The sequence below is a fragment of the Nitrobacter sp. CN101 genome (genome assembly GCF_055390255.1).
Map to the genome: position 1 here is coordinate 2,237,212 of NZ_AP038833.1, position 17,829 is coordinate 2,255,040.

The 17,829-nt window shown below is 59.4% G+C and carries 18 protein-coding genes; 15 read left to right on the forward strand and 3 right to left on the reverse strand.

Annotated elements, in window-relative coordinates:
• Positions 1-84 precede the first annotated feature (84 nt).
• The 12 genes from ACZ5IL_RS11140 to ACZ5IL_RS11195 all read left to right on the forward strand — a co-directional run bounded on the left by ACZ5IL_RS11140 (position 85) and on the right by ACZ5IL_RS11195 (position 12,905).
• Positions 85-2,370: a RelA/SpoT family protein gene (locus tag ACZ5IL_RS11140; protein WP_464591396.1), complete on the forward strand. Its 2,286-nt coding sequence runs from the start codon at positions 85-87 to the stop codon at positions 2,368-2,370.
• A 141-nt stretch (positions 2,371-2,511) separates the two neighbouring features.
• Positions 2,512-3,282 carry a pyridoxine 5'-phosphate synthase gene (locus tag ACZ5IL_RS11145; RefSeq protein WP_464591398.1) on the forward strand — a complete coding sequence of 257 codons (771 nt, stop codon included), beginning with the start codon at positions 2,512-2,514 and terminating at the stop codon, positions 3,280-3,282.
• A complete protein-coding gene (acpS, locus tag ACZ5IL_RS11150; protein WP_425904838.1) occupies positions 3,279-3,698 on the forward strand; it encodes a holo-ACP synthase in 420 nt (139 codons plus the stop codon). The genes ACZ5IL_RS11145 and acpS overlap by 4 nt, the downstream gene beginning before the upstream one ends.
• Before the next feature lie 265 nt (positions 3,699-3,963).
• Positions 3,964-4,722, forward strand: coding sequence for a signal peptidase I (gene lepB / locus ACZ5IL_RS11155; protein WP_079446709.1), 759 nt, complete (start codon positions 3,964-3,966; stop codon positions 4,720-4,722).
• A complete protein-coding gene (gene rnc / locus ACZ5IL_RS11160; protein WP_079446757.1) occupies positions 4,719-5,519 on the forward strand; it encodes a ribonuclease III in 801 nt (266 codons plus the stop codon). Before lepB ends, rnc begins: the two co-directional genes overlap by 4 nt.
• The gene (gene era / locus ACZ5IL_RS11165; RefSeq protein ID WP_464591401.1) at positions 5,516-6,427 is read left to right on the forward strand and encodes a GTPase Era; all 912 of its coding nucleotides are present in this window, start codon (positions 5,516-5,518) and stop codon (positions 6,425-6,427) included. The genes rnc and era overlap by 4 nt, the downstream gene beginning before the upstream one ends.
• A gap of 9 nt (positions 6,428-6,436) precedes the next feature.
• The gene (locus ACZ5IL_RS11170; RefSeq protein ID WP_464591404.1) at positions 6,437-6,808 is read left to right on the forward strand and encodes a hypothetical protein; all 372 of its coding nucleotides are present in this window, start codon (positions 6,437-6,439) and stop codon (positions 6,806-6,808) included.
• Between the two features lie 49 nt (positions 6,809-6,857).
• Positions 6,858-7,613, forward strand: a complete 756-nt coding sequence (recO, locus tag ACZ5IL_RS11175; RefSeq protein ID WP_464591406.1) for a DNA repair protein RecO — start codon at positions 6,858-6,860, stop codon at positions 7,611-7,613.
• A 205-nt stretch (positions 7,614-7,818) separates the two neighbouring features.
• The gene (parC, locus tag ACZ5IL_RS11180) at positions 7,819-10,068 is read left to right on the forward strand and encodes a DNA topoisomerase IV subunit A (protein ID WP_464591408.1); all 2,250 of its coding nucleotides are present in this window, start codon (positions 7,819-7,821) and stop codon (positions 10,066-10,068) included.
• Between the two features lie 93 nt (positions 10,069-10,161).
• Entirely contained in the window at positions 10,162-10,533 is a 372-nt protein-coding gene (arsC, locus tag ACZ5IL_RS11185) for an arsenate reductase (glutaredoxin) (RefSeq protein ID WP_464591410.1), read from the forward strand.
• Between the two features lie 165 nt (positions 10,534-10,698).
• Complete coding sequence (locus tag ACZ5IL_RS11190; RefSeq protein ID WP_464591412.1) at positions 10,699-12,087, forward strand: Nramp family divalent metal transporter; 1,389 nt, start codon at positions 10,699-10,701, stop codon at positions 12,085-12,087.
• Positions 12,088-12,176: 89 nt separating this feature from the next.
• Positions 12,177-12,905 (forward strand): hypothetical protein, encoded by a 729-nt coding sequence (locus ACZ5IL_RS11195; protein WP_464591414.1) that lies wholly within the window; start codon positions 12,177-12,179, stop codon positions 12,903-12,905.
• Between the two features lie 101 nt (positions 12,906-13,006).
• On the opposite strand, the gene ACZ5IL_RS11200 is transcribed toward ACZ5IL_RS11195, so the two are convergent.
• The 3 genes from ACZ5IL_RS11200 to hemB form a co-directional block, all read right to left on the reverse strand.
• Positions 13,007-13,780 carry an arginyltransferase gene (locus ACZ5IL_RS11200; RefSeq protein ID WP_464591416.1) on the reverse strand — a complete coding sequence of 258 codons (774 nt, stop codon included), beginning with the start codon at positions 13,778-13,780 and terminating at the stop codon, positions 13,007-13,009.
• Positions 13,781-13,860: 80 nt separating this feature from the next.
• The gene (locus ACZ5IL_RS11205; RefSeq protein ID WP_464591418.1) at positions 13,861-14,403 is read right to left on the reverse strand and encodes an RDD family protein; all 543 of its coding nucleotides are present in this window, start codon (positions 14,401-14,403) and stop codon (positions 13,861-13,863) included.
• 129 nt (positions 14,404-14,532) lie between these two features.
• A complete protein-coding gene (gene hemB / locus ACZ5IL_RS11210; RefSeq protein ID WP_464591420.1) occupies positions 14,533-15,597 on the reverse strand; it encodes a porphobilinogen synthase in 1,065 nt (354 codons plus the stop codon).
• A gap of 164 nt (positions 15,598-15,761) precedes the next feature.
• On the opposite strand from hemB, the gene ACZ5IL_RS11215 reads away from it, so the two are divergent.
• From ACZ5IL_RS11215 to ACZ5IL_RS11225, 3 genes are all read left to right on the forward strand, one after another.
• Positions 15,762-16,226: a DUF6163 family protein gene (locus ACZ5IL_RS11215; protein ID WP_464591422.1), complete on the forward strand. Its 465-nt coding sequence runs from the start codon at positions 15,762-15,764 to the stop codon at positions 16,224-16,226.
• Positions 16,227-16,662: 436 nt separating this feature from the next.
• A complete protein-coding gene (ldtR, locus tag ACZ5IL_RS11220; RefSeq protein WP_464591424.1) occupies positions 16,663-17,175 on the forward strand; it encodes a transcriptional regulator LdtR in 513 nt (170 codons plus the stop codon).
• Between the two features lie 243 nt (positions 17,176-17,418).
• Positions 17,419-17,721 (forward strand): antibiotic biosynthesis monooxygenase family protein, encoded by a 303-nt coding sequence (locus ACZ5IL_RS11225; protein WP_464591426.1) that lies wholly within the window; start codon positions 17,419-17,421, stop codon positions 17,719-17,721.
• The last annotated feature ends 108 nt before the right edge of the window (positions 17,722-17,829 follow it).

The following is a 17,829-nucleotide window of genomic DNA, read 5'->3' on the forward strand; positions in this document are numbered from 1 at the left end:
CGAATTCGACTTTCGGTTGGGACAATCTAGGATAGACACTGGAGGGTGAACGGCGGGTTCCGGGCGATGAAGACACTTGGTTCTATGACAGGTTGGCCTCGCAGAAGGCGACAGATAGAGGCCGCGACCGACTCGGCCGCAGCGGCGCCGATGCCGGCTGCCCCCGTCAAGCCGCCGCGCCCGCGAATGATGCGTCAGTACGACCTGGTCGAACGCGTTCGCTCCTACAACCCGGACACAGACGAGGATTTGCTGAACCGAGCCTACGTCTATGCCATGAAAGCTCATGGCGAACAGATACGGGCGTCGGGCGATCCCTATTTCTCCCATCCGCTTGAGGTGGCGGCCATCCTGACCGGTCTCAAGCTCGACGATGCCACCATCGTCGCGGCGCTGCTGCACGATACCATTGAGGACACCGAGGCCACCCGCGCCGAGATCGACAACATGTTCGGGCCAGAGATCGGTGCGCTGGTCGAGGGCCTGACCAAGCTGAAACGGCTGGAACTGGTCTCGCGCGAGGCCAAGCAGGCCGAAAATCTGCGCAAACTGCTGCTGGCGATTGCTGACGACGTCCGCGTGCTGCTGATCAAGCTTGCGGATCGGCTGCACAACATGCGTACTCTTGAGTTCGTGCCGCCGATGTCGCGTCAGCGCATCGCCGAGGAAACCCTCGACATCTACGCGCCCCTTGCAGGCCGCATGGGTATGCAGGAGATGCGGGAGGAGCTTGAGGATCTGGCGTTCCAGACCCTCGATCCGGAAGCCCACGCGGTGGTGGGGCAGCGGCTTGATGCGCTGGCCGAGCGTAACCGCAACCTCATCGGCGAGATCGAGAGCCAGCTCACGACCAGTCTTGCGAACAAAGGTATCGCTTCGCGGGTAAGCGGTCGTCGTAAGCAGCCGTTTTCGATCTGGACCAAGATGGAACGGAAATCGGTCGGGTTCGAGCAGCTTTCCGATATTTTCGGATTTCGCGTCGTGGTGCCCGATGTCGAAGCCTGCTATCGCGCTCTCGGTGTGGTCCACATGACGTGGCCGGTCGTGCCAGGCCGTTTCAAGGACTATATCTCGACGCCGAAGCAGAACGACTATCGCTCGATCCACACCACGGTGATTGGACCGGGCAATCAGCGTGTCGAATTGCAGCTCCGAACCGAGGAGATGGATTGCATCGCCGAGCTCGGCATCGCCGCACATGCCTTTTACAAGGAAGGCGCGGGATCGCCGACCGAATTGCTCAATCGGGAGTCCAATGCGTTCGCATGGCTGCGTCATACCATCGAAATGCTATCGGAAAGCGCCAATCCGGAAGAGTTCCTCGAACATACCAAGCTCGAATTGTTTCACGATCAGGTCTTCTGCTTCACGCCGAAGGGGAAGTTGATCGCGTTGCCGCGGCACGCCAATGTCATCGACTTCGCCTACGCCGTGCATACCGACGTCGGCAACAGCACGGTGGGTTGCAAGATCAACGGCAAATTCGCGCCGTTGTCGTCGCGATTGCAGAATGGTGACGAGGTCGAGATTCTGACTTCGGACGCTCAGTCCGCACCGCCATCTGCCTGGGAATCGCTTGCGGCAACCGGCAAAGCGCGGGCGGCGATCCGGCGCGCCACGCGCGCCGCCGTGCGCGGTCAGTATGTCAGTCTTGGTCGGCGGATTGTGGAACGCCTGTTCATCCGCGCGAAGATCGAATACGCCGACGACAAGCTGACCGGCGCGTTGCCCCGGTTGGCGCGCGCCACGATTGAGGATGTCATGGCTTCGGTGGGGCGGGGGGAAATGCGCGCCGCCGATGTCGCGCGCGCGATGTACCCAGACTACAAGGAGGAGCGCTTAGGGCGCCCAGGCGTCAAGAAGAGCCTGGCGGCGAAACTCAAATTGAAATCGCTGCCGGATCCGGCTCGTGGCCCGGCGGTGATTCCGATAGGCGGCATCAATTCGGGCTTGCCGATCAAGTTCGCGCCCAGTGGCGGCGCGGTGCCGGGTGATCGTATCGTCGGCATCATCACGCCGGGTGAGGGCATCACAATCTATCCGATACAGTCGCCGGCGCTGACGAATTTCGAGGAAGAGCCCGAGCGCTGGCTCGACGTTCGTTGGGACGTCGACGACACCACGCCTCAGCGGTTCCCGGCGCGCATCGTGCTGGATAGCCTCAACGAACCCGGCAGCCTCGCGCAGGTCGCGACCGTGATCGCCGAGCACGATGGCAATATTGACAATATCAGCATGACGAGGCGCTCGTCCGACTTTACCGAAATGACCATCGATCTCGAGGTCTACGATCTCAAGCATCTCAGCGCCATCATCGCTCAGTTACGTGCCAAGGACGTTGTGGCACGGGTCGAGCGGGTCAATGGCTAGTAATAAAGTGATATGGATCGCGACCGGCCTTCATGTGCAATCTCAGTTTGTCTTCCTAAACCGGCAAAGTTGACTGCTCACATTTTAGTTTAACGTCGCGATGCTAAGCCAACGCGATACGAAGCAGATTAGAGTTCTTTGATGTCCCATCCTCCATCCATACGTCTAGGAGTTAATGTCGATCACGTCGCCACCATCCGTAACGCGCGCGGTGGCGATCGGCCGGATGTGGTGCGAATAGCGCTCGCGGCGATTGCGGCTGGCGCCGACGGCATTACCGCGCACCTGCGCGAGGATCGCCGTCATATTCGCGACTCCGACATGGCGCGGCTAAAGGCTGGAATTGCAAAGCCTCTCAATTTCGAGATGGCGGCGACGGCGGAGATGCAAGGGATTGCGCTCGCCACCAAACCGCACGCCGTTTGTCTGGTCCCCGAGCGGCGGGAGGAGCTGACCACCGAGGGCGGTCTCGACGCGGCCGGCCAATACAACGCGCTGGCGCCTTTCATCGCGAAACTGAACGATGCCGGCATCCGGGTCTCGCTGTTCATCGCCGCCGACCCCAGGCAGATTGAGGCTGCGGCGAAACTGCACGCGCCGGTGATCGAGATTCACACCGGTGGCTGGTGCGATGCTGTCGTGGAGGATGACAAAGAGAAGGCGGATGCCGAGTGGCGTCGTATTGTCGAAGGCGCGGCGTTAGCCAAGTCGGCGGGCCTTGAGGTTCATGCCGGCCATGGTCTCGATTACGCGACGGCGGAGACGATCGCGGCTCTGCCCGAGATCGTCGAACTGAATATCGGATACTTTATGATGGGCGAGGCGTTGCTCGTCGGCGTCGCCGAGACCGTTCGCACCATGCGTGCGGCCATGGATCGCGGACGCGCAACGTTGAAGATACGGACGGCATGATCATTGGCATCGGCTCCGACTTGATCGATATTCGCCGCGTGGCGACAGTCATGGAGCGTCATGGGGATCGATTTCTCAACCGGATCTTCACGGAGGTCGAGCGGGCGAAGGCCGAGCGTCGCGCCAGCAATGAGAAGATGGTGGTTGCAACCTATGCAAAACGGTTTGCCGCGAAGGAGGCGTGCGCAAAGGCGCTTGGGACCGGAATCCGGCAGGGCGTATGGTGGCAGGACATGGGCGTCATCAGTCTGGCGACCGGGCAACCCTCTATGAGGCTCACGGGCGGGGCGCTGAAGCGGCTGGAACTGCTCACGCCCTCCGGCCTTGAGGCCCGCATTGACGTGAGCCTTACCGATGACTGGCCGTTAGCGCAGGCTTTCGTCATAATTTCGGCCGTTGCACCGGGCAAGTTTTGAGTCGACTAGCAATAGGCTTAAACTAAAATATGCTATTTATCAGATAGTTATCTGATTTTCACGACACGGTTGATTGCGCGGTCGTAAACAACCGTCTAAAACGCCGCAGGGACCACGATCAGGGTGAATCAGCTCGAATCGTGAAGAATTGCGTGCGAGTTCGTCCAAATACCAGAATTCACTGCGTTATTGTGCGGAACGGATACGCTTCGCTTGAAACGCTTTGCCATCGCTTTGAAGCGGCGGCCACCGAGATAGGGAAACGATGAGCGTGTCATCCGGAACCAAAACTGAAAGCGGCGTCGGCGAGACCGTCCGTGTCGTTATCCACGCTCTCCTAATCGCACTGGTGATCCGGACCTTTCTGTTCCAGCCGTTCAACATCCCCTCGGGCTCGATGAAGGCGACGCTATTGGTAGGTGACTACCTGTTCGTTTCGAAATACTCATACGGCTACAGTCATTATTCCATCCCATTCTCACCGCCGCTGTTTTCAGGGCGGGTGTTCGGTTCTGAACCGAACAGGGGCGATGTCCTGGTGTTTCGTCTGCCGAAGGATAACACCACCGACTATATCAAGCGGGTGATCGGGCTGCCGGGCGACCACATCCAGATGAAGGAGGGGCTGCTCTACATCAACGACACACCGGTGCAGCGCGAACGGTTGCCGGATTTCGTGGGTGAAGACCCTTGCGGCTCCGATGCGACGGCGCGCGTAAAGCAGTGGCAGGAAACGCTGCCGAACGGTGTCACCTACAAAACGCTCGATTGCGTCGATAACGGCTTCTACGACAATACCAACGTTTACACCGTGCCGCCGGGCCATTTCTTCATGATGGGCGACAACCGCGATAACTCGACCGATAGCCGCGTGCTCTCCGCGGTTGGTTATGTGCCGTTCGAGAATCTGGTCGGACGGGCGCAGATGATCTTCTTTTCGATCGCGGAGGGTGAGCATGCCTGGCAGATTTGGCGCTGGCCCGCCGCGGTGCGCTGGAATCGCATATTCTCTATCGTGCGATGATCGACGAATCGGCTGATATTAAGCCAGTCCCGCCTCCCCACGACGTAGCCGTGCCATCCGGCGCGGAGCCGGTGGCGCTTGCCCCGAAGAAGAAGCGAGCCCGGACCACCACAAAAGCCATTATGGCCGCGATCGAACAGCGGTTGGGTCATAAGTTTGCTGATATCTCGCTGCTCACGACGGCTTTCACCCATGTCTCGGCGCTAAAGTCATCGCGCGGACGCTGCGATAGCTACCAGCGTCTTGAATTCCTCGGCGATCACGTGCTCGGTCTGGTGGTTTCCGACATGCTCTACCGTGCCTTCCCGCAGGCGGACGAGGGCGAATTGTCGAAGCGCCTGGCTGATCTGGTGCGCAAGGAGACATGTATCGACGTTGCCAAGTCGCTCGATCTGCAAGAGGGCGTCAAGCTCGGCGCGGTCGGCGCTGGCGCCGGGGCTCGGCTACGCCGGTCCGTGCTCGGCGACATCTGCGAGGCGGTGATCGGGGCGGTTTATCTCGACGGTGGCTATGCGGCGGCAGCTACCTTCGTCGAACACAACTGGCTTGAGCGGATGCGCAAGCCAGTGCGACCGCTGCGCGATCCCAAGACCGTGCTGCAGGAGTGGGCGCAGGGCAAGGGGCTGCCGACGCCGGTTTACCGCGAAGTGGAGCGCACCGGGCCGCATCACGACCCGCGCTTCCGCGTTGCGGTGGAATTGCCGGGGTTGGAGGCTTCGGAAGGTATTGGCGGCAGTAAGCGTGCGGCGGAGAAGGCTGCGGCATCCGCCATGATCGCTCGTGAAGGTGTCAAGTGAGCGAGACCGGCCCGGCTGCGCGATGCGGTTTCGTGGCGTTGATCGGAGCACCGAACGTCGGCAAGTCGACCCTGGTGAACGCGCTGGTGGGCTCCAAAGTCACTATCGTCTCGCGCAAGGTGCAGACCACTCGTGCGTTGATCCGCGGCATCGTTGTCGAGAACAACGCCCAGATCATTCTGGTCGATACTCCCGGTATCTTCGTCCCGAAGCGGCGGCTCGATCGCGCCATGGTTTCGACCGCATGGAGCGGAGCCTACGACGCCGATCTCGTCTGCGTGCTTCTTGATGCGCGCGCGGGCATCGATGACGAGGCCGACGCCATCCTGACGAAGCTAGCTGGCGTGGCGCATCCGAAAATTCTGGTGCTGAACAAGATCGACCTCGTCCCCCGCGAAAAACTGCTCGCGCTGACCAGCGCGGCCAACGAACGTCTCTCGTTCGAGAATACGTTCATGGTATCCGCGTTGTCGGGCGACGGCACCGATGATCTGCGTCGTGCGCTGGCCGGGCGCGTTCCGGAAGGGCCGTTTCACTATCCGGAAGACCAGGTGTCGGACGCGCCATTGCGCCATCTCGCTGCCGAAATTACCCGCGAGAAAATCTACCGCCATCTGCATCAGGAACTGCCGTATCAATCAACCGTCGAGACCGACACTTGGACCGAACGCAACGATAAGACGGTTCGTATCGAGCAGACCATCTTTGTTGAACGTGACAGTCAGCGTAAGATCGTTCTGGGAAAGAGCGGCGCGACCATCAAGGCGATCGGTGCCGAATCCCGCAAGGAGATCGGCGAGATCATCGGGCAGCCCGTGCACCTGTTTCTGTTCGTGAAGGTGCGTGAGAAGTGGGGCGACGATCCGAACCGTTATCGAGAAATGGGACTGGAGTTTCCCAAGGAATAGGCCGACGGAATGACCATCCCTAGAAACGTGCTGCGGTTTGAAGTTCTGCTGTACCTTTCGCTCCTGATCGATACGTTGTCGGCTGCTTTTATCGCACGCCCGTCGGCCGAGATCGACCAGGCGGCTACGGTGAGCGCCGACACGTTCGTCGTTATCGTGTTTGTGTTCTTTCTGCTTTTGGTGTGGCTTGCAGCACGGCAACGAAAGAATTGGGCGCGATGGGCGCTGGTCGTCGCGCTTGCGCTTTCGGTGCTTTCGATGCTCGGTTCCTTAAACTATGGGCTGACTCTGGCATTGTTAGTCGATCTGTTTTCGACCGGTTTGGCCGGAGCCGGACTTTATTTTTCATTCTCCGATGACGCGGAAAAGTGGTTCCACTGACGTTGCAATCGAATTGCTGCGAAACGGCAGGATACCGTAGACTGGCGCCATGGAATGGACCGACGATGGCATCGTGCTCGGAGTGCGGCGACATGGCGAGTCCGCGGCTATCGTCGAGCTTTTGACCCGCAGCCATGGGCGCCATCTCGGCCTTGTGCGTGGCGGAGCCGGATCACGGATGCGTCCGTTGTTACAACCCGGAAATTCGGTCAACGCGCTGTGGCGGGCGCGGCTTGACGAGCACCTCGGCACCTATGTGCTGGAAGGAACGCGCATGCGCGCAGCGAGCCTGCTCGCATCGTCACATGCGACCTATGGCGTGACCCATCTGGCAGCGTTGGCGCGCCTGCTGCCGGAGCGCGACCCGCATGAAGGCATGTTTGCGATGCTGGAACGGACGCTGGATGATTTCGATCACGCGGGCGGGGCGGCGATCCATCTGGTCCGGTTCGAGCTGGCGATGCTGACCGAACTCGGCTTCGGCCTCGACCTCACGATCTGTGCTGCGTCGGGCGTTACCACCGAGCTGATTTACGTCTCGCCGAAATCCGGCGGGGCGGTGTCGCGGCGGGCTGGCGAACCCTGGCGCGAGAAGCTTTTGCGGCTGCCACCGTTTCTGCGCGGGGCCGGCGAAGAACAAAGCGGTTGGTCGGATCAGGATTTGCTCGACGGGTTCGAACTGACCGGGCGCTTTTTAATGCGCCACGTGCTGGAACCGCGGGGGCAAAGACACTCCGATGCACGTGCCGGGTTCATCAACGCGGTGGTCCGAAAGCGGACCAAGCTAACCTTGGAGGCGGAATGACTGATCCTGTTAAACCGGGCCAGAGAAGATGGGGCATTGTCCAACTCGGCGAGATAGCAAGTTGGATAGAGTTCGCGGTGTATGTGGCAGTGTTCGTTCTGTTCATTATCAGCGTGGTTTTTTGGAGATAGGCCGGGCGACCTTTGCTCGCGCCGTGGCCGATTCGCGTCTTGTTCTCGGACTCGTCCGGGTCTAACCCGTCCGCATGGGAAAACGATTGATTCCGGCTGAGCCGGCCGAAATTCACGAAGTGCAACTGCGGGATGCGCTGGAAGAGCGCTATCTCGCCTATGCGCTGTCCACCATCATGCACCGCGCATTGCCGGACGCCCGCGACGGCTTGAAACCCGTGCACCGGCGCATCCTTTACGGCATGCGGTTGCTGCGGCTCGATCCCGGCTCGGCTTTCAAGAAGTCCGCCAAGATTGTTGGCGATGTGATGGGCTCGTTCCATCCTCACGGTGATCAAGCGATCTACGATGCCATGGTGCGGCTCGCGCAGGATTTCGCCTCGCGATATCCGTTGGTCGACGGCCAAGGAAATTTCGGCAATATCGACGGCGATAATCCCGCCGCCTACCGTTACACCGAAGCGCGCATGACCGATGTGGCGCGGCTGCTGCTCGACGGTATCGACGAGGACGCCGTCGAGTTCCGTCCGAACTATGACGGCCAGAGCCGCGAGCCGGTGGTCCTGCCCGGCGGCTTTCCTAACCTGCTCGCCAACGGCGCGCAGGGTATCGCGGTCGGGATGGCCACCGCGATTCCACCGCACAACGCCGCCGAACTTTGCGACGCCGCGCTACATCTGATCGACAAGCCGGACGCGAAATCGAAATCGTTGCTGAAATGGGTCAAAGGGCCGGACTTCCCGACCGGCGGCATCATCATCGATTCCAAAGAGAGCATCGCTGAGGCCTACACGACCGGGCGCGGCGCCTTCCGCACCCGAGCCAAGTGGCATCAGGAAGAAGGCGCGCGTGGCACCTGGGTCATCGTGGTCACGGAGATTCCGTGGCTGGTGCAGAAATCGCGACTAATCGAGAAGATCGCCGAACTGCTCAACGAGAAGAAGCTGCCGCTGGTCGGCGATATCAGGGACGAGTCGGCCGAAGACATCCGCGTTGTCATCGAGCCGAAGTCGCGCAACGTCGATCCCGAGCTGGTGATGGAATCGCTCTTCAAGCTGACCGAGCTTGAGAGTCGCATTTCGCTCAACCTCAACGTTCTCATCAAGGGCAAGATTCCAAAAGTCGTTGGCCTTGCGGAGTGCCTTCGCGAATGGCTGGACCATCTGCGCGACGTGCTGCTGCGTCGCTCCGCCTATCGCAAGGCGCAGATCGAGCATCGGCTGGAAGTGCTTGGCGGCTACCTGATCGCGTATCTGAACATCGACAAGGTCATCAAAATCATCCGCACCGAAGACGAGCCGAAGCCAGCCTTGATGAAGGCGTTCAAGCTGACGGAAGTCCAGGCGGAGGCCATCCTCAACATGCGCCTGCGTAGTTTGCGCAAGCTCGAGGAAATGGAGATACGCACCGAGGACAAGAACCTGCGGGCGGAACTCAAGGGCATCAATGCCGTGCTAGGCTCCGAAGCCAAGCAGTGGGAGAAAGTCGGCGAGCAGGTGCGCAGCGTGCGTGACATGTTCGGCCCCAAGACACCGCTCGGCAAGCGCCGCACCGTCTTTGCGGACGCACCCGAGCACGATCTTGCCGCGTTGGAAGAATCGCTGGTCGAGCGCGAGCCGGTCACGGTCGTTGTATCCGACAAGGGTTGGGCGCGGACGCTGAAAGGTCACGTCGAAGATCTGTCGAACCTGTCCTTCAAGACCGACGACAAGCTCGGCTTCGCGTTTTTCGCTGAAACGACGTCAAAGCTGTTGCTGTTCGCCACCAACGGTAAATTCTATTCGCTCGACGTCGCGAAATTGCCGGGCGGACGTGGTCATGGCGAGCCGATCCGTCTGTTCATCGATCTCGAGCAGGATGCAGCGATTGTGTCGTTATTTGTCCACACTGGCGGCCGCAAGTTTCTGATCGCGAGCCATGAGGGGCAGGGGTTCGTCGTCAACGAAGACGATTGCGTCGGCACCACGCGCAAGGGCAAGCAGGTGCTCAATGTCGAGATGCCGAACGAGGCCAAGGCGATTGTGACGGTCGCGGGCGATCAGGTCGCGGTCATCGGCACCAACCACAAAATGGTGATCTTTCCACTCGATCAGGTGCCGGAGATGGCGCGCGGCCGCGGCGTGCGATTGCAGAAGTATAAGGACGCAGGGCTGTCCGACGTCGCCGTGTTCGATTCGAAAACCGGATTGACGTGGCGGGACTCCGCGGGTCGCGAGCAGGGCTTGAGTTGGAAGGAGTTGTCCGACTGGCGCGGCAACCGCGCCGACGCCGGACGCCTCGCACACGGCCTACCGAAATCGAACAGGTTCGGCCGAACCATATGACATCGTGCATAGCGTTTTCGAGCGAAGTGGATACCGGTTCGCGTGAAGAAAACGCGTCAAATCAAAATGCTGGACACCTGAGCGGATACGACCATGACCGTGACGATCTATCATAACCCGTCTTGCGGAACCTCCCGCAACACGCTGGCGATGATCCGGGAGAGCGGCGAGGAGCCGGTGATCGTCGAATACCTCAAGCACCCGCCGGACCGTGCACGGCTTCGCGCGCTGGCTGACGCCATGGGTCTTCCCGTTCGCGCGCTGTTGCGGGAGAAGGGCACGCCCTATGCCGAGCTTGATCTCGGCAATCCCAAATGGACCGATGATCAGCTTCTGGATTTTATGCTGGCGCACCCGATCTTGATTCAACGCCCGATCGTGGAAACCCCGAAGGGCGTGCGGATTTGCCGTCCGGCCGAAACGGTGCTCGAACTGCTCGATTCTCCCGTCGCTTCTGGCAAGTAAGTCTCACATACCAGCATCCTTGAATCCCGCGATCTTCGCGTCGCGGAGCATCGCCGCTTGCGAACCGCGTGGCGGAAACCGCTACACACTTTATACCCCATCTTGTTCTAGATGCATTTGCAAATGAGTTGCAATAAAGGTGGAGTTAGCCCATTATCCCATCCGATGGATATGAAAACATCCGCTTTGTCGCCCGAACCGGCTTCGGAGCCGTCGCAAGGGACCTTCTCGGCTGGGACTGGCTGGAGTTCGGAAGCGCCAGTCCGTCCCAGTCTCGAGGAGGTCCATGCGACGGTGCGGGTTCCCGCGAACGGGCACTGGCTGCGCCGCATGCTGGCCTTTGCGGGACCCGGTTACATGGTCTCGGTGGGGTATATGGACCCCGGCAACTGGGCCACGGACATCGCGGGCGGCTCGAAGTTCGGTTACACGCTGCTATCTGTCATCCTGCTGTCGAACCTCATGGCGATCCTGTTGCAGGCCCTGGCCGCCAGGCTCGGTATCGCTGCCGGCCTTGATCTCGCGCAGGCATGCCGCGCCAGCTATTCGCGGCCCGTCAATTTCATGCTCTGGCTGGTCTGTGAGGCTGCGATCATTGCATGCGATCTGGCCGAGGTGATCGGCACGGCAATCGCGTTGCAATTGCTGTTCGGCATCCCGCTGATCGGCGGTGCGCTGATCGCGGCGCTGGATGCCTTTCTGCTGCTACTGTTGATGAACCGCGGCTTTCGTTTCCTCGAGGCTTTTGTGGTCGCGCTATTGATCGTGATCGCCGTCTGTTTTGCGATCCAGATCGTTGCCGCCGCGCCTCCGGTCGCCGAGATTTTGCGCGGCTTCGCGCCGTCGCGCGAGATCGTCACCAATCCGGCAATGCTCTATATCGCCATCGGCATTATCGGCGCGACGGTCATGCCGCATAACCTCTATCTGCATTCGTCGATCGTGCAGACTCGGGCTTATCCGCGAACGAAGGAGGGTCGGCGGAGTGCGATCCGCTGGGCGACCGCCGATAGCACGCTAGCCTTGATGCTGGCTCTGTTCGTCAACGCCGCTATCCTGATCGTGACCGCCGCAGTGTTTCACCGCAGCGGTCACACCGAGGTGGCCGAAATCGGAGACGCGTTCAGGCTGCTGTCGCCGCTATTGGGTCTCGGCATCGCCTCGACGCTGTTCGCGGTCGCGCTTCTCGCCTCCGGCATCAATTCCACAGTGACGGCGACGCTCGCAGGCCAGATCGTGATGGAAGGCTTTCTGCGTTTGCGGATGCCAATGTTGGCGCGGCGGTTCGTCACCCGCGGCATTGCCATCGTTCCCGTGATCGTCGTCACCGCGCTCTATGGCGAGAGCGGAACCGCACAGCTTCTGGTTCTCAGTCAGGTCATTTTGTCGATGCAGTTGCCGTTCGCGGTGATCCCGCTGGTCCGCTTTGTCTCGGATCGGCGCAAGATGGGCGACTTCGCGATCTCAACCGGGACCGCCGCCGTGGCATGGATCATCGCCGGCGTGATCGTGATCCTCAATCTCAAGCTGCTGGCAGACACGTTCGCCGGATAGGATCGGTCGAGTTTCTTAACCTACAGCAGCAGCACATTCTAGGCTGTGGGATCGTACTCGTCCGGCTGGACCGCCGGAAGGCCCTTAGTATGAAGATCATCGGAATTCTGCTGGCTGTCATCATCGTTGGAATCGTCGCCTATAAGATGGCGTATCCAAGTGTGACGATCCGCTATCGTCTCACGCTTAACGCTGAAGTTGATGGCGTTCCGAAGATGGGTTCTGGCGTTATTGAGGTGAGCTACGGCAAAAACTCCCAGATTCTGGGAGCCTCCGCCGAGCTTAAGATAAATGTTCGTGGGGAGGCAGTCGCACTTGACCTCGGTTCGCGTGGAACTCTGTTTGCGCTCCTCAAAGGAGGCGAAGACAGTCGTTCTTCCGCTGAATGGATTGTCTTGCGCGCTTTCGATCTGCCGGGAGGTGCATTCCCGTCGCCTGTTGAGAAAGGCGTAAAAGAGGTAAGTCAGCTTTCCGGGAAGGTCGACTTTCCGATGAAGAGTTTGCCGATTCTTGTGCGCTTCGGTGACACCAACAACCCGTTGACGGTCGAGAAAGTCGATCCATTCAACCTCGAAGCAAGCTTTGGTGCAGGGGTCAAACTAACCGGGGCGTCAATTGAGATCGTCTCGGCTGGAATATGGCCCTTCAGTTGGTATGGCATAACGGGCGAGAGGATCACGAGTGAGGCAAGTACGAAGCTCAAATGGCTAACTGAATACTTCGATCTTCAGCTCGATGGTCAGCGTTTTGAAAGTGCTTCATCTCAAAGTAGGTTTCAAAATTCGCTCAACGCGGGTGCATTCAAAGCAGGATGGTAACGATGACGATAGATGGCAACGTCCAATAGTGACCTGTTTCTCTCAATCCTCGCAATGAGTGCTTACAATCGTTGTGGTGGAATGACAGGAGCGCGGTCGGCTTAGATTGCCGCGTCGCCTGTTGATTGACTGTTCTCATCCACGCGCAACCAGCCCGTCGGCGCAAGGCGTTGCTGCGGCAGGAAGCGACCCTTGTAATCCATCTTCCGCGATCCCTCGATCCAGTAGCCGAGGTACACATAGGGGAGACCGAGCCGCCGCGCACGCGAGATGTGATCGAGGATGATGAAGGTGCCGAGCGAACGGTTCTGTTCGGACGGTTCGAAAAACGAATAAACCATCGAGAGCCCGTCGCTGAGCACATCGGTCAGCGCCACGCCCACCAGTTCGCCGCGTTCGTTGTTGCCGATGTCCGGGCTGCGCCTGCGATATTCGATGATGCGGGTCTCGACGTGGCTGTCTTCCACCATCATCGCGTAGTCCAGCACGGTCATATCGGCCATGCCGCCGTGGCGATGGCGCTGGTCCAGATAAGCGCGAAATACCGAGTATTGCTCCGACGTCGGCATTGCGGCACGCAGGTTGCCGACAATGTCAGCGTTCCGCGCCAGCACCCTGCGGGCACTGCGCGACGGCCGAAACTCATCGGCGATCACCCGCACGGAAATGCAAGCACGGCACTGGTCGCAAGCCGGACGATAGGCGATCGACTGACTGCGGCGGAAACCTCCATAGGTCAGCAGATCGTTGAGTTCGCCCGCTTTTTCGCCAACCAGATGAGTGAATACCTTGCGCTCGCTGCGATCGGGCAGATACGGACACGGCGAAGGCGCGGTCAAATAGAACTGCGGGGTATCTCGCGAGTGGTGGGTCACGGCGCCTTGTCAGCCTCCGAACAAATTACATTCCAGCATCGCGCTCCCAGGGCTGACCGTCAATCCGGGTTGCCGCGATATCAATAGCTTCCATGTGGTTCCGCAACTGTCGCAAGATCCGAACTGTTGATGATGACGGTTCCCAACAACATGTCGTGCAGCATGCGTCGCCGGTTGTTGAACAGGCTGATCAGAAGGATAAGCGGCGTAAACATCGACACCGAGATCCAGAACAGGATCGCGTGCATGGCACCGAGCACAAAATAACTCGGCTCGCCGTGCCAGGTCCGCATTTCCAGACCCATGGCGCGCATCCCAACCGTCGCCGAATATCGGCCGCCAAGTGTCGCGCCGTAGTAGACGATGGCCCAGATCAAGGAGGCGGGCGACACCAGCCAGAACAGCGCCCAGCCGAGCCCGAGCGTGATGACGCCGAATATTGCGATAAAGATCACGCCAAGGATCACTGGTATCGAAAGCACCAGCAGATCGATCAGAAATGCAAAAAAACGCCGGGCCAAAACACCGCGAAACAGTTCGGGCTGCATCCAAGGATCAGACGCATGCCGCTGAAACTCGGCAGAGTTGCCGCTCTGCGCAGTGTTGAAGCCACCATCGGCCATGTCCAATCCTCCACGGCGCTCAGCACGGCATTTCTGCTGCCCTTCGACATGGCGACGTGCTGCCTGGGTTACAAGCCCTCAGAAGCTCAGAGGCGTAGGTAACGATGGCATACGGCGGGGGAGGGAGGCTCAGCCGTTTTTTTGTTTCAGCTTCTCCGCTGCCTCCGCAGCAAAATAGGTGAGCACGCCGTCGGCGCCGGCGCGCTTGAAAGCAACGAGGCTTTCCATCATCGCCCGGTCGCGGTCAATCCAGCCATTGCCAGCGGCGGCAGCGATCATCGCGTACTCGCCCGACACCTGGTAGGCGAAGGTTGGCATTCCAAACGTGTCTTTTACTCGCCGCACGATGTCGAGGTAGGGCATACCGGGCTTCACCAAGACCATATCGGCGCCCTCGGCAATATCGAGTTCGACTTCACGCAGCGCTTCGTCGGAGTTGGCGCTGTCCATCTGATAGGTGCGCTTGTCTCCGGTGAGCGCCTTGGCCGAACCGATGGCGTCGCGGAACGGGCCGTAAAACGCGGATGCATACTTCGCGGCATACGCCATGATCTGCACATCGACGAACCCCGTTTCGTCGAGAGCCCTTCGAATCGCACCGACGCGGCCGTCCATCATGTCGGACGGAGCAATGATGTCGCAGCCGGCTTCCGCCTGCACCAGCGCCTGCTGGACCAGAACCGCAACGGTCTCATCATTGAGTATCCTGCCGTCCTCGATCAGACCGTCATGGCCATGACTGGTGAAGGGGTCGAGCGCCACGTCGCAGAGCACGCCGAGGTCCGGAAATTCCCGCTTGATGGCGCGGACCGACTTGCAGACCAGATTCTTGGTATTGAGGGCTTCGCTGCCGGAGAGGTCTCGCAAGGCGGGATCGGTGTAGGGGAACAGCGCGATGCAGGGGATGTTCAGCTTGAGCGCTCGTTCAGCGTCACGCACGCACTGGTCCACGCTAAGACGGTCGACCCCGGGCATTGAGGGAACAGGCGTCCGCCCATTGACGCCATCGGCGACGAACAGCGGCCAGATGAGGTCGTCGGTTGTCAGAACGCTTTCGCGGACCAAACGGCGGGCCCATTCCGCCTTGCGGTTACGACGAAGCCGGGCCACGAGATCGAGCGGCGGGGCGGTGATCGCGGCATCGCGGCGGGGTCCATCCCGCATTTCAATGGGACGCCCGTATTTTATCGCCATGTTGCCGACACTCCCGAAGGCCAGAACCAATTGGATTTTTGTAGCATCAGGAACCGGCTTCGTCACCGCGCTCGTGCATCTCGGTGCATTGCAATTGATTTTATGGTTCCGGAAAGTCATGAATTGATCTCGCATGGCTGTCGGTTCCGGTTGTGAGCATCCTGATGTCTAAAACCTCATCGCGCGAGCAGATCCCGCGGGATCAAGCCATGTCGGTGGCAAGAAGTTCGACTGCACAGACAGAAGCCGACGAAAATCTCTGGACCCGGCGACTGGTGGTGTTTCTGCGGGCCATGGCGGTGCTATCGCTCGCCGTTGGGCTCTATCATTGGGCTCAATTGACCGGATTCATAGGCAGCGAGGACGGCGCCTTTGAGAACCAGATGGTGGCCTGGCAGGCGGCGACGATCTACTTTGCCGTGATCGAGCTTGTGGCTGCCGTGGGTCTATGGCTGGCCACGCCATGGGGCGCCGTCGTGTGGCTTACCACGGTGGTCTCAATGGCCGTCGTCGAACTTATGTTTCCGGCGATCTACGGCGGCAACCTGGTCGTCGTTGGATTGGAAATTGCAATGCTCACGGCCTATCTCGCGCTGGCATGGATGGCTGCGCGTGAACGGCCGCCATAGATGAGACGTGCGACGAGCGTCGGGTCGATAGAAGGGAGCGCGATTTGAACTGTAGCGGCCCTTCGGAACGGACGTCATTTCCAGATTGGAGATGACAAAGTCCCGTAAAGTTTTCCGAGAATTTTTCGCAATAAGAATTTGGTCACCCTAACGGCCCGGTTATCTATATTGACCGAGTATTTCAAATCTGAGCCGTGCTGTTTCTGAATGCGACAGCAGTCGCACACGAAGCGTGAACAGCGCAGCGGAAACGTCAACGAAGGGTTGCGAAATGCCCTTTTCTGGCGACTTAATCGGCGATTCACTCTCTTAAATTCATGATGTCTTTATTGTCTTATTTAAGCTGATCTTCAAACGCCCCCCCTAAGGTCTCAGCTATCAGGCGGAACACAAGTTTCGTCGAATAAGTCGAAAAACGACAACAGGGGATGTCACCATGAAAGCCGTTGCGAAGGCTCACGAGCCCGCGGAACAGGTTGCCGGCCAGGCACCGGTGCAGTCGCTCTATCTCGAAGCATTGACCTTGGTCGAGCGACTACATCGCAGACTGCTCGATGTTATTAAAGATGAATTCGATCGCCGCGGTCGGGCCGACATCAATTCGGTGCAGGCGCTTCTTCTCTATAACATCGGCGACAAGGAACTAACGGCCGGCGAGCTGCGGACCCGTGGCTACTATCTCGGCTCCAACGTTTCTTACAATCTGAAGAAGCTCGTCGAGCTTGGATTCCTCGATCATCAGCGCTCGCGCGTGGATCGCCGCTCGGTGCGAATCCGCTTGACCACGCAGGGCCAGGAAATTCGACGCATCGTCGATGCGCTTTATCAAAAGCACGTCAAGACTGTCGAACAGGTCGGCGGCATCTCGAACGAGGAGTTCGCAACGCTGAACAAGTCGCTGCATCGCCTTGAGCGCTTCTGGACTGATCAGATTCTGTATCGGCTCTGAGTTTTCTCCGGAACAGGGCGAAGTCGGCAGCAAGATCGGCAGCCCGTTCTCCGGATACCCTGCGATATTCCCTGCATTTGCGCCCATCGGCCCGGTCTGTCCGGAGCCGGGGGCGTTTTGTTGTTGTCTGATGGTGCGAGTGATAACAGCACCTGGTAACGCGGCCTGAACGCGACTTGCCGTTCGCTTCACGGTTGCAGTCGATTGCGGTACAGACGCAAGGCATATGAAAGGTCTGCTCACATGATCACCGAAATCGCGCAAATCGAGATCAAGCCGGGCAGCGAGAAAGATTTTGAGGCAGCCGTGTCGCAGGCTCAAACGATCTTCAAGCGCTGCATCGGCTGGAAAGGTTTTGAGTTGCACAAGTCTATCGAGAGGCCGTCACGCTATAGGCTGCTGATCAAATGGGAAACGCTTGAAAACCATGTCGTGGATTTTCGCGAATCCTCAAACTTCACCGAATGGCGTGCGTTGGTGGGGTCATTCTTCGTTTCGCCCCCCGAGGTCGAGCACACTGAAACGGTGGTGATTTCCAGCGTCTGATGGGCAAGAGCCTTTCCGCTTCTGATGGAAACAGTAGCGGCGCTCTCGGATTTTGATTTGATGTGTTGTCCTCGCGCGAACCGGTACTCACTTCGCTCGAAAACGCTA